This window comes from Trichocoleus sp. FACHB-6, assembly GCF_014695815.1.
Lineage (GTDB): Bacteria > Cyanobacteriota > Cyanobacteriia > Cyanobacteriales > FACHB-T130 > Funiculus > Funiculus sociatus.
The window spans coordinates 1-11,956 of record NZ_JACJOY010000018.1 but is presented as its reverse complement, the minus strand read 5'-3'; the positions used below and the strand labels follow the sequence as shown (position 1 = coordinate 11,956).

At 45.2% G+C, this 11,956-nt stretch carries 13 protein-coding genes and 1 pseudogene; 9 read left to right on the top strand and 5 right to left on the bottom strand.

The window, feature by feature from the left end:
* Positions 1-301: 301 nt before the first annotated feature.
* Entirely contained in the window at positions 302-424 is a 123-nt protein-coding gene (locus H6F66_RS28700; protein ID WP_277873868.1) for a hypothetical protein, read from the bottom strand.
* Positions 425-673: 249 nt separating this feature from the next.
* Here H6F66_RS28700 and H6F66_RS03110 point away from each other — a divergent pair, with 249 nt between their 5' ends.
* The 4 genes from H6F66_RS03110 to H6F66_RS03095 are packed head-to-tail and all read left to right on the top strand — an operon-like array spanning position 674 to position 3,396.
* A complete protein-coding gene (locus tag H6F66_RS03110; protein ID WP_199295125.1) occupies positions 674-1,375 on the top strand; it encodes an energy-coupling factor ABC transporter permease in 702 nt (233 codons plus the stop codon).
* A gap of 15 nt (positions 1,376-1,390) precedes the next feature.
* The gene (locus H6F66_RS03105; protein WP_242019123.1) at positions 1,391-1,771 is read left to right on the top strand and encodes a PDGLE domain-containing protein; all 381 of its coding nucleotides are present in this window, start codon (positions 1,391-1,393) and stop codon (positions 1,769-1,771) included.
* A gap of 16 nt (positions 1,772-1,787) precedes the next feature.
* A complete protein-coding gene (gene cbiQ / locus H6F66_RS03100) occupies positions 1,788-2,561 on the top strand; it encodes a cobalt ECF transporter T component CbiQ (protein WP_190418102.1) in 774 nt (257 codons plus the stop codon).
* 25 nt (positions 2,562-2,586) lie between these two features.
* Entirely contained in the window at positions 2,587-3,396 is an 810-nt protein-coding gene (locus tag H6F66_RS03095; RefSeq protein WP_190418101.1) for an ATP-binding cassette domain-containing protein, read from the top strand.
* Positions 3,397-3,460: 64 nt separating this feature from the next.
* On the opposite strand, the gene H6F66_RS03090 is transcribed toward H6F66_RS03095, so the two are convergent.
* Complete coding sequence (locus H6F66_RS03090) at positions 3,461-3,604, bottom strand: hypothetical protein (RefSeq protein WP_190418100.1); 144 nt, start codon at positions 3,602-3,604, stop codon at positions 3,461-3,463.
* Positions 3,605-3,611: 7 nt separating this feature from the next.
* On the opposite strand from H6F66_RS03090, the gene map reads away from it, so the two are divergent.
* The 3 genes from map (at position 3,612) to H6F66_RS03075 (ending at position 6,702) form a co-directional block, all read left to right on the top strand.
* Positions 3,612-4,439, top strand: coding sequence for a type I methionyl aminopeptidase (map, locus tag H6F66_RS03085; RefSeq protein WP_190418099.1), 828 nt, complete (start codon positions 3,612-3,614; stop codon positions 4,437-4,439).
* 120 nt (positions 4,440-4,559) lie between these two features.
* The gene (locus H6F66_RS03080; RefSeq protein WP_190418098.1) at positions 4,560-5,204 is read left to right on the top strand and encodes a Uma2 family endonuclease; all 645 of its coding nucleotides are present in this window, start codon (positions 4,560-4,562) and stop codon (positions 5,202-5,204) included.
* A gap of 97 nt (positions 5,205-5,301) precedes the next feature.
* Complete coding sequence (locus tag H6F66_RS03075) at positions 5,302-6,702, top strand: amidase (RefSeq protein WP_190418097.1); 1,401 nt, start codon at positions 5,302-5,304, stop codon at positions 6,700-6,702.
* 249 nt (positions 6,703-6,951) lie between these two features.
* Here H6F66_RS03075 and H6F66_RS03070 read toward each other — a convergent pair whose 3' ends face one another.
* Positions 6,952-8,040 carry an EndoU domain-containing protein gene (locus H6F66_RS03070; RefSeq protein ID WP_199295124.1) on the bottom strand — a complete coding sequence of 363 codons (1,089 nt, stop codon included), beginning with the start codon at positions 8,038-8,040 and terminating at the stop codon, positions 6,952-6,954.
* A gap of 197 nt (positions 8,041-8,237) precedes the next feature.
* On the opposite strand from H6F66_RS03070, the gene H6F66_RS03065 reads away from it, so the two are divergent.
* On the top strand, positions 8,238-10,037 hold the full coding sequence (locus H6F66_RS03065) for a tetratricopeptide repeat protein (RefSeq protein ID WP_190418096.1): 1,800 nt from the start codon (positions 8,238-8,240) through the stop codon (positions 10,035-10,037).
* Positions 10,038-10,114: 77 nt separating this feature from the next.
* On the opposite strand, the gene crtW is transcribed toward H6F66_RS03065, so the two are convergent.
* Positions 10,115-10,888, bottom strand: coding sequence for a beta-carotene ketolase CrtW (crtW, locus tag H6F66_RS03060; RefSeq protein ID WP_190418095.1), 774 nt, complete (start codon positions 10,886-10,888; stop codon positions 10,115-10,117).
* A 369-nt stretch (positions 10,889-11,257) separates the two neighbouring features.
* Positions 11,258-11,461 carry a chlorophyll a/b-binding protein gene (locus H6F66_RS03055; protein ID WP_190418093.1) on the bottom strand — a complete coding sequence of 68 codons (204 nt, stop codon included), beginning with the start codon at positions 11,459-11,461 and terminating at the stop codon, positions 11,258-11,260.
* Between the two features lie 266 nt (positions 11,462-11,727).
* Here H6F66_RS03055 and H6F66_RS03050 point away from each other — a divergent pair.
* Positions 11,728-11,847 (top strand): annotated as a pseudogene (locus H6F66_RS03050) (SDR family NAD(P)-dependent oxidoreductase); the annotation flags it as partial.
* Between the last annotated feature and the right edge of the window lie 109 nt (positions 11,848-11,956).

The window sequence follows — 11,956 nt, the reverse complement described above, 5'->3', positions numbered from 1 at the left end:
CTAGAGAGGCTGTTATTTATCAACTTATTTTTTCTTAATATAACTTTACTAATTCCCTGATAAAATTATTGTGCTTTAGGTGTTAAAAAAGCAGCTATTTTTAAGCCGGATATTTCGGAAAAATTAAATTTCTTTATCTTTGAGTTCCAAATTAGCGATCGCTCAATAGTTAGTTCATCGCTGACACTTGAGTTAACCTGCTCGATGCGTATATGCTCTATAGCAATCCTATTTAAGTTGTGAACGAGTATTCACCCTTGTAGGGACACGGCACTGCCGTGTCCCTACAAGGGTTTACGAATCATTTAGGATTGCTAGATATAGCAATGTAGGAATGCGATCGCGTCATTGGGCGGTTCATTTCCCCTTGAACTGTCAACCCATCTGTGAGTCCGTATACTAAGTTACATTTATTTATGAACATTTACGGTTTGCTCCTCAAGCCATCTACCTTTTGAAATAAATTAGAAATCAAAGTGAAAAAATTAAAATTATCTTAAATTCTAAATTTTAAATTCTTAAGTGATTATGCCCCCCTATAGGATTGAATTTTTACCCAAAGAAAGGTTTTATTAGAGGGTTATCACTATTAAAATTGTCCCCTAGAGAACATTTATTGATGATATTGTCAGTAGAGCTACTTAGTATTTCCTCCTCAAGCCTGTTGCATTGGATGATACAGCCGCACTTAGCCTTGCACATCCCGGATGGGTTCTTGAGTCTAGCTGTAAGCCTGGTGACATGGCTACTTGCCATCGGATTGATTGCGATCGCCTTAAATCGAGTCCAAGCGGACTACAAGGAACGAGCAGTACCGCTGATGGGAGTTTGTGGCGCTTTTATATTCGCTGCCCAAATGATTAATTTCCCAATTCCCGGCGGTACATCTGGACACCTGCTGGGAGGTACACTAGCCGGAGTTTTGCTGGGGCCGTGGGCTGGATCGCTGGTAATGGCAGCAGTCTTCATCGTCCAGTCTGTCTTATTTCAGGATGGCGGACTGACAGTGCTGGGAGCCAACATCACCAACATGGGATTGATTGGCACATTTGGTGGTTACTATTTATACAAAGTAATTCGGTTTGCTCTAGGTCGGGATAGTTGGCGAGGAATGTTAGCTGGCACAGCAGTTGCAGCTTGGACAAGCGTATTTGTTGCGGCAATTTTGACCGCAGTGCAACTCGCTTTGTCAGAGACAGTGCCATTAGGAGTAGCGATATCGGCAATGGCATTTTGGCACGTACTGATCGGCATTGGAGAAGCAATAATCACAGTCATAGCAGTGAGTTTTGTTTGGCGATCGCGTCCCGATCTTTTCTTCGACCCACCCCGCAGAGCTTATTCGTCCGCATCTCGTTCGTATACAACGCGCTAAATTATGAGTAGCAATATGTCTCCCGAAAGCGCTTCGCACAGGCTCCGCCAACGCAACCGTGCTTTTGTCATCGCGGGCTTAGGAACTGCCCTGCTAATTGCAATTTTCTTGTCCCCTTTCGCTAGTTCAGATCCAGACGGACTAGATAGGGTAGCTCAAGATCATAAGTTTGACACTAAAGCAGCAGAAGACGCACCAGCCCGAAAACTCCCCTTTTACAGCGTTTTTGAAGAATATGCCGTCAGAGGCGTACCGGAACAAATTGCCACCCCTATTGCAGGTTTAATCGGAACTTTAGCAACGTTTGGCTTGGCTTGGGGAATTGGTAAATTAGTTGTTCGCAACTCTGGTTCACCAACCGATGATTCAGATTATCCCAATCCACCAAGGGAATAAATAGGAAATTAGGTGAATGCTGCTACACCTTGGTGCAGTTCAGTTGGATGTTGATAGCAAGAAGAATACAGCCTGGCACTCGTTAGCTCCCCGGACTCGCGTCTTGTGTACGCTGCTGCTTGTGTTTGCGATCGCGCTAACGCCAAACGGACGCTGGTGGACTTGGGCAATCTATGGATTAGGCGTTCTAGCTATTATCCGGCTTAGTCGCGTAACTGGGACAGTGCTGCTGAAGCGAATAGCCGTTGAATTTGCTTTCATCGGCGCTGTGCTTCTAGGCACTTTGTTCCGGGACGGTGGCGAGGTAATTTGGTCTTGGGGGCCGCTAAGAATTACTACAGTTGGTTTGATGGTTTTGGGTAGCGTGACACTGAAAGCATTGCTATCCCTAATAATGGTGAACGTGCTAACTTTAACTACTTCTATTCCCGCACTTTTGAATGCCTTAGTAGCGTTGCGAGTTCCACCACTGTTGGTGGCAATTCTTGCCTCAATGTATCGCTACATCGGTGTTTTAATTGGTGAGTTTAACGCCATGCGTCGGGCAGCAGCATCTCGTAACTTAATGGGCAGCAACCGTTGGCAACGTTTGGTAATTGGCAACATGATGGGATCGCTGTTTATCCGCACTTATGAACGCGGAGATCGGGTTTATCAAGCTATGTTAGCGCGGGGTTATCAGGGGCTACCACCTGTTGAAAAGATGCCGCCTGGAGGACGCAATGACATGATAGCCCTAACTTTGATAATAATTTTGGCGCTAATTGGACAAGCGATATACCTTTTATAAATAAGTTTTATTTTAAATTGTTGCCATGCACCATAATCCTATATCAATTGAAAATCTTACCTATACTTACCCAGACGGAACTCAAGCTTTAAAAGGCATAAATCTGTCTATCAGAGCAAATGAACGAGTAGCATTAATTGGTGCTAATGGTTCCGGAAAGTCTACATTGCAGTTACATCTGAATGGGATTATCCTGCCCCAAGAAGGAGAGATAAAAATAGGGGAGTGGTCTATAAATTCCGGAAATATGCGACAAATTCGGAATTTTGTCGGGCTGGTATTTCAAAATCCAGATAATCAACTGTTTATGCCCACAGTTTGGGAGGATGTTGCTTTTGGCCCGATGAATCAGGGTTTGCGAGACAAAGAACTGCAAAATCGAGTGCTTCAGGCAATGGCAGCAGTTGACATCGATCCGGAACACTACGGAAATCGCAACACCGAAAATTTGTCGGGGGGAGAAAAAAAACGGATTGCGATCGCAGGCGTGTTGGCAATGAACCCGCAAGTATTAGTATTTGATGAACCTTCAGCGCAGTTAGATCCCCGTTCTCGCCGTCAATTAATTCAGTTGCTGTTAAGCTTACCGCTGACGCAACTAATTGCAACCCACGATTTAGACATGGCTTTGGAAATATGCGATCGCACCATTGTCCTGAGTCAAGGACAAATCGTGTACGATGGCGAAACGGAGCGAGTGATGAACGATTCAGATTTTTTGGTTAAACACGCGCTAGAGTCTCCACTATGCTACAGTCGCCCTTACTGTCAGCTGGAAGATGCTCCCCTAAAGCAAATAAAAAAACCTATATTTCATGGTTCCCATGAAGCTTGACACCCAGAAGCGCCCAATTACAAAAGCAATGCCCAGAGTAACCAGCCTCACGGATGGGGATCAATTAAGTTAACTTAAGATATATAGATACCTGAAAAACTAATAAAAATAGGATACCAGCGTTGCTGGTTCCCGTAAGTTGAGTATCACCCCCGAATGCAGTCGGGGATGCGATCGCTTTATCTGTCACTACACCATCACTCGCCATCTGTCAAATGAACATCCTGAACAATCTGCTTTTCCAACCCACTCAACCCCGAAGCGAGAAAAAACAGCGCCGTGGCATTGAAATCAAGTCACAGCGTGAAATCGAAATCATGCGACAGGCGGCGAAAATTGTGGCAACCGTTCTCAAAGAAATTCAAGAGATGGTGCAGCCTGGCATGACAACAGCCGATTTAGACGCTTATGCCGAAAAGCGCATCCGCGAAATGGGGGCAACACCCAGCTTTAAAGGCTACCACGGATTCACAGGCTCCATCTGCGCCAGCATCAACAACGAAGTCGTGCATGGCATTCCCAACCCGAAAAAAGTGATCCGGACTGGCGATGTCTTGAAAGTGGATACTGGTGCCTACTTCCAGGGTTATCATGGCGACTCCTGCATCACCATCGCAGTTGGTGAAGTGACACCGGAAGCCGCTAAATTAATTCGCGTCGCCGAAGAAGCCCTCTACAAAGGAATTGAACAAGTCAAAGCCGGAAACTATCTTTTAGACCTTGCTGGTGCCATTCAAGACCATGTGGTAGCCAATGGTTTTAGTATAGTTGAGGACTTCACAGGTCACGGCGTGGGGCGGAATCTGCACGAAGAACCGTCAGTCTTCAATTTCCGCACCCGCGAGATGCCGAATGTCAAGCTTCGCGCTGGAATGACTTTGGCAATAGAGCCAATTTTAAATGCTGGTTCCAAATTTACCCGCATCTTATCCGACAAGTGGACAGCGGTAACGGTAGATAACGCTCTGTCGGCTCAGTTTGAGCATACTGTGTTGGTGACAGAAGACGGATATGAAATTTTGACCGATCGCTCCAAAGTTTAATCCATCGTTGCATAATTGACCCACATCCTCAAGGGTCGATGCTCCACAAACAAAGCCCGCACAGGCGGGCTTCTCTATTTTTCTATCTAAAATAATTTTGTAACGTGAGGCAGGTGCAATATGTATCTAACAGCGCAAGAGTTGGAAGCACGAATGCCCGATGCTACAAAACTTTTGAGCGATGAACCAGAAATGGAAAGTTCTGTACACTACAAGCAACTAGCCTTATTGGTGAGTTGTTTAGAATGGTTGTGGCGCAATCGCAATGATTTTTTTATTGGCGCTAATCTTACAGTTTATTTTAGTCGGCAGCAACTGCGAAATAGAGACTTTCGGGGCCCTGACTTTTTTCTGGTAAAAAACACGCAAAAAAGAGAGCGCCCTTCTTGGGTAGTGTGGGAAGAAGAAGGCAAATATCCGGATATAATTATCGAATTGCTTTCAACTTCAACAGCTAATATTGACCGGAATTTAAAAAAAGACCTATATCAAAACCGATTTCGCACGCCGGAATACTTTTGGTTCGATCCGGAGAATTTGGAATTTGCGGGGTTCCGGTTAGTAGGAGAACAGTATCAAGCCATTGTGCCAACTGCACAAGGCTGGCTGTGGAGTGAGGTACTGGATTTATATTTAGGTGTAGCTGCGGGCAAATTACGCTACTTTACTCAAGAAGGTGTTTTGGTTCCCACGCCAGAAGAGACAGCAGAACGACTAGCAGAACAGTTGCGAATCCTCGGTGTCGAGCCGGATAGTCTAGCTTAGCGCGATCGCGTGAAACAATGTCTATGGCAAGCTAAGATTTTATTGCCAAGACGCACCCCGCAGCCTTCAAAATAAATAGCGATCGCCCAAAATCACGATGAATCAAATTGATTTAGCCTTTACCCCAGCTGTAGAACAAGCGCAACTCATCCGCAGCAAACAAGTCTCGCCGCTAGAGTTGACGGAACTTTACCTGGAACGCATCCACAGGCTAGATGGCAACCTGGGTAGTTATTTTACGGTGATGACAGATGTGGCACTTGCCGATGCCAAGGCAAAAACGGAAGCTTTAGCTGGCGACACCTCAGAATTACCACCTTTTTTTGGTGTACCGATTTCTATTAAAGACCTCAACCCAGTTGCTGGGGTTCGCTGTACCTACGGAACACCAGCGCTGAGGGACAAAATAGCTGCTTATGATGATGCCGTGGCGGGGCGGATTAAGATGGCTGGCTTTACTATTCTGGGTAAGACTGCCACTTCTGAGTTGGGTTCTATGCCTTTTACAGAAGCACCAGGCTTTCCCCCAACCCGAAATCCGTGGAATCTGGATTATACGCCAGGGGGATCGAGTGGCGGTGCATCGGCGGCGACAGCGGCGGGGTTGTGCGCTTTAGCTCAAGGTTCTGATGGTGGCGGTTCGGTGCGCGGCCCTGCCGCCTGTTGTGGTTTAGTCGGACTTAAACCCTCAAGAGGTCGTATATCTTATGCACCCGTAGGCGATCATCAAAATGGCATTGCCACTAATGGTTCCTTGGCTCGTACTGTAGCAGATGCCGCCGCTCTCCTCGATGTGATGTCTGGCTATATCACTGGCGATCCCTACTGGTTGCCAGATCCAGAAACGACGTTTTTGGCGGCGACAGCACAAAAGTTAAACCCTTTGCGAATTGCTTTCAGCACAGCAATTCCACCAGTGGGCGAAGCTGATGCGGTGCGTCAAGAATCGGTGCTAAAAACGGTGCGCCATTTAGAAGAAATGGGTCATATTGTGGAACCAGGATGCCCCGATTTCAGTAATTTGATTGAACCTTTTACCAAAGTTTTTCTAGCTGGTGTGGCGGCGGCGGGGATTCCCAAAGAGTATCTGCAACCCATGAATCGCTGGATGGCAGAACAATCTGGGTCGGCGGGTGAATATTTACAAGCTGTTGCCCAAATGCAAATTTCGGCGCGGCGAATTGTGGCCTTTTTTGAGAACTATGATGTTTTAGTGTTGCCAACTTATTTGCATCAACCTCTCCGCATTGGCGAGTGGGCAAACTTGCCTCCAGAAGAGATTTTGCAAAGAATTATTCAGTGGGTGGCTCCCTGTCCGCCGTTCAATGCTACTGGACAACCCGCGATCGCACTCCCTACCGGTTTTGACGATATCGGCTTGCCTGTAGGCGTACAATTGGTCGGACGACCTGCTGCTGAAGCTACTCTCCTCTCTTTAGCGTCCCAGTTAGAAGCCGCTAAACTTTGGAGCGATCGCCGCCCTGATTTTGCAGTTTAAAAAAGGGTTGTCAGACAAAAGGCAAAAATACAACCTTACTTAGATTTATAACTCTTAGTCCCCCTTTGGTTGACGGGGCAAGCAGGGTGCTTTCATACAACCCTTAGAAAATATCGAAAATTGCTGCATTTTGTAGGGGCATGGCAATCAAAATGCCCCTGCCGCCAACCAAAATCAACGTTACATAATTTTCTTTTAATAAATGAAACCACCCTGCGGTTGACAGGGCAGGGGGCGGGGTTCTCTTAATTAAATCTTGCAAGCTTTCCCACTAGGAGTAGCATCAGGATATAGAGTAACAATTGCATCTCTGCTCTTGACCAATACAGCTTTATAAGATTTTTTCGTCTCATCATCTTGTACTGTCAAAATGCAAGCTCCCTGAGCATTTCCCTGCACCTTCAATGCTTTAGTTGCATCCAAAAGCATTTCTTTGGCATCACTCACAAGAGAATAGCCTTTGATGTTATCTTTCCAAATTCGCCCATCTTTTTTGATGAGTACACCCACTGTATAAATTACACCAGGAACTACTTCTTCATTCTGCAAATTCTCAGATAATCTTCCCCCTATTTTATCTTCTTGCAGTTGCAAATATCTGCCAAAAAAATGCAGCCCGCCAATTTTAGTAGGTCCATCTAACTCCCCGCAAAAGATATGTTCAAACCCTCCTCTGTCATTCCAAGCAGCCGTTAAATCATCGAGGAATTCTGCTTCTGTACTTCTACTTGGACGCAATTGCCCACCTACTGACTGTTGAATTTCCCGCAGTACGTTTCGATTATCTGACATCAATTTTTTGAAAGCACTTGCCGTCACCTTGCTGCCAATCGTTCCGCAGGTTTTCAGGACAGCTTGATCGAAATTGCTCAGTTTGGGTGCTGGTGGTGTAATGTCTGCTTTTTGATTGCGCGGAAAGCGATGAGTCTCCAGGTTATTAAGATTATCAAAAAACGGTTGTATAGCTGTTGATGGCTGCTTTACGGTAGGAGAGTTAATTGGAGTCCCACTTACACCTTCAGAAAAAATGCCACAATCAACACTCACCCAGCGAAGTCCTGGGGTTGCACCAGGTACTTTAATAAATATAAACTTTCGTTGCCTAGAGTTGAAGCCTACCGCTTCGTAACTCTGACCATTGGTAACTCGAATATTTCCCGGATTGGTACCGTTAATTCCCCGTGTTGCTTCACAAGTGCGAGTAGCCCGGAAGGTTCCAGAGGCGGGAACTTGCGCGTAAGCAGCATATATTGATAGCATCGGGGTGATTAATATTAAGGCTATGATAAATCTAACCTCTAACTTTACCGCCAGCCTGCACCAAAAATTAAGTTTCATAATTTAAGAAAATAAAAAGATGGCAATCACGATGATAATTCAGATTGTGTGCGCCTTATTCCGGAAATTTATTAGATATTCTTGTAAATACGTTGAATGGGGTGTTAGTTGATTTTCCTTTATATAACTGCCAACTGTTAGATTTGGCAATAAGATGAATCTCCGCATCTGTGCTATTATAATTATCTTCAATAGTTATGGCAGAAGACGGCAAGTTGAAGAAGGCAAAAGGTAAAAACGCTCTAAATTTAGGTTTAGCTTCGTTTCTGAGATGGGGACAAGACACGCAAAATTCCCAGCAAAAAGTTCTTCCTTTCATCTGTTTATTGTTAACTTTTTCTTATTCAATTATTAATTTTTATTACCCCAAAAGTCTGCTGGCTCAGGAACAGTTGAAGGACTTTAATTACTGGGGGAGTCTGTGCGACTTATTAGCAGACGAAAAAAAATATGCAGAAGCGGTGGCGGCGTGCGATCAGGCGATCGCACTCAACCCCAACCAGGCGAAAACCTGGACTGACCGGATTGAGGGGCTACTAGGACAGGCAAAGTACACGGAAGCGCTGGTTTCCGCGGACAAGGCGCTGGGTATCAAACCTGACTATTCTCTGGCTTTGGCGGATCGGTGTATTGCCTTAGTCAACTTAGGGAAATACGAGGATGCGATCGCGAGTTGCGATAAGGCGCTGATCTCCGATGGAAATTGGGGAAACAACGGCACACCTCTAATAGCGTGGTACAATAAAGGGTTGGCGCAAACAAAGTTAGGACAGTACGCAGAAGCGATCGCCTCTTATGAAAGTGCCTTAGAAATTAAACCGGATTATTCTCTAGCTTTGGTCGATCGGTGCGCCGCATTATCGCAAGCCAGCAAATACACCGAAGCGATCGCAGCTTGTGATCTGGCGCTAAAAAGTGACAGCGACTGGGGAACTGCCACACCAGCCCTGGCATGGTACAACAAAGGTGTAGCGCTTAAGAAATTGGGACAGTACCAAGAAGCGATCGCTTCTTACGATCAAGCTCTGGCTATTAGTCCTACCGATGCAACAGCGTGGACTGAACATGGAGTTTTGCTGTCTGTAGTAGGAAAACCAGCACTCGCACTAGCATCGCAGCAATTTGCAATTAAAATTAGTCCGAATTATTCTCAAGCTTTAGCCAACCAATGCGCGGCCTTCAACAAATTGGGGCAATTTAAAGAAGCCCAGGAACCCTGCGAGAAAGCCCTGCAAGGTGATGGCAAATGGGGTGAGACGAGTCCCGCATTTGCTTGGGATCAGCGGGGGAACGCCTTAGCAGGACAGGGTAACTACGAAGAAGCTTTGGCCTCCCACGATCGGGCGATCGGGCTTAACCCTGACTATGCGGAAGCTTGGAACAACCGCAGCGTTACGCTATGGTTTTTGGGAAGATACTCAGAAGCCATTGTTTCTAGCGATCGCGCTACTACTATCAATCCTAACTATGCTCAGGCTTGGTTCAACAAAGGCAGGATACTGAGGACGGTCAAAAAGTATCCCGAAGCACTCGCCGCTTACGACAAAGCGATCAAGAGTGCCGATCCTAACTTTGCTAGTAAGCTTCTGGCTGATATTTGGGCAAACCGGACTGTAGTGCTGTGGACTTTGGGAAGATATTCCGAAGCCCTTGCAAGTAGCGATCGCGCTATTAACCTCAATCCGGAATTATCTCAAGCTTGGTACAACCGTGGTGTAGTGCTGGTAGGCTTGAAACGTTATAAAGAGGCACTTACTGCTTACGCCCAAGCTATCCGCATCACTCCCACCGATGCTAACAGTTTGGCAGGTAAAGGGGTCGCCCTGTTGAATTTGGATCGACTAGAAGAAGCGATCGCTGCTTTTGAAGAAGCCTTGAAACTTGACCCCAAAAACTCTCTAGCTTTGGAAAACAAAACTTTGGCGATGCAAAAGTTAGAAGAAAAAATGAAAGAAACCGCCCCCCTAACCGCACCATTACCACCACTTAAAAAGTAATTATTCAAGAGGAATAAATCCATAGTTAAAAGTTACCCTACCCCGCAAGCGGAGTGGGGTTCAATATTTACAGCTAATCAAGCGACCTTCCGACTCATCTTATAAACCTCTGGCAACTTCCACCAAGGAACATGAGGAGCTTCGTGATGTTCCTCGTGGTAGCCAAAGTGATAGCAAGTGATAAAAGACCAGAAAATCGGGAGTGCATTCGTCTTGGCGCGATGGTTATTAGTATAACCACCTTCTGGCTCTTGGTGTGGTAAATAGGTGCCAAAAAAGAATAACTGCACCGAACTCAAAATCGAAGGAATCACCCAAAATAAAGTTAAATTGGCTTCTGGTATATGAAACGTGAAACTAATCAGGTTAAATACCACCATTAACCCTATAAGCCGTTTCCAGCTCCAGTAGCCCATCATAAAATAAAGATACCAGGCAAAAAAGTTTTTGTGCTTACTGTCGTGAAAATCTGGATCTAGTTCACTGGCTGGATGGTGGTGGTGTTCCCAATGTTTTTTTCTTAACTCATTAAAAGAGAAGAGTCCATAAAGAGTTAAAACTAAAGAACCTATAAAGTTATTAATTTTAAGGTTTTGAGGAACTACTACCCCGTGCATTGCATCATGAGCGGTAATAAACAATCCTGTATACAGAAATGTCTGCCAAACTAATGCTACTATTTTCCATAGGACAGGAACTTGGGAAATATCCAGGGAAAATAAGAAAATTAGGCTGCTTCCCCAGATTCCAATAATTGCGAAAGCAATTACAAGCCCTAGATATGTATTTTCACTTCGCTCTATTCGCTTAATTTGCGTTGGTTGCAGTGGGGGGTGTTCGAGTTGGAGCATACATTTGTTACTTTTCGAGCTTTTTTGTGGAGCGATTTACAAGATTATACCGATGTCCGTTCACCCTCGATAAATAGGGTTTGCAGGCTACTAATTGTTTAAAAAAATGTTTTGCTTTACTAATCTTTCCGATGAGAAAACTTAATTAATACTTAATGCCTTCTATTAGACACCACTAGCCGGGTATTAAGTACCGTAAAGCTATCTTAACTATTGTAAAGCAATTTTGGCCAGGGCGATACGGTACAGATACGTATCAGCCCCGTATCACTTATGTGGTAGGGGGTAAGGCGTGGGAGCTTACACTCAGGCTGACAGTTTAGATAGTTACCTGCAACCGCCAGGCTGAGTGTAAGGCTAGTCTAATCGTTAGCGGGCGACATGAGGAAGCAGGTGCAGTACGTCACGAACCACGCTATAGCCTGCCAAATCCCAAAGTAGGTAAGCTAAGAAACCGATCATTGCTAAGCGACCGTTCCACAGTTCAGCTTGAGGGTTCCAGCCAAATAGGAACGCATTGCGGTCTTTGCCATTGAAAGCTTGAGCAACAGGTGGAGTAGTGCGAGTTTCCATCGTTTACATTCCTTAATAAACTTCTTATGGTTTCATAGTAGCTATCTACCCAGTCACTGCTCTCTGCCTGTAGTTCCAAACTGCACTTAACTCTCAAGGATGATGAATGGGTTGATGGAACAGAGCAATCTAATACAAAAGTACAAAAGGGTTATGAAGCTAGATAGCGATCGCAAATACAACTATCAGAAACTCTGACGAAAGCTAGAGGGTATCGTGACTTGAGTTGCACAAACTTAAGTGAGCAACAATTTTTTAACAAACGTATGGCTCCCACGGTACTGATCACAGGTGCTTCTCAAGGCATCGGCAAAGCAACATCTCTATTATTTGCTAGTAAAGGGTATGACATTATAATGGCGGCGCGTACCCCAGACCGCTTAGAGGATGTTTGAAAAGTGGTGAGGGGTTAAATATTATGCCAACCGCCTGACCATGATACGGATCATTGCCAGATAAATAAAAGTCTCCGATGTTTCTGGCAATAACTCATAA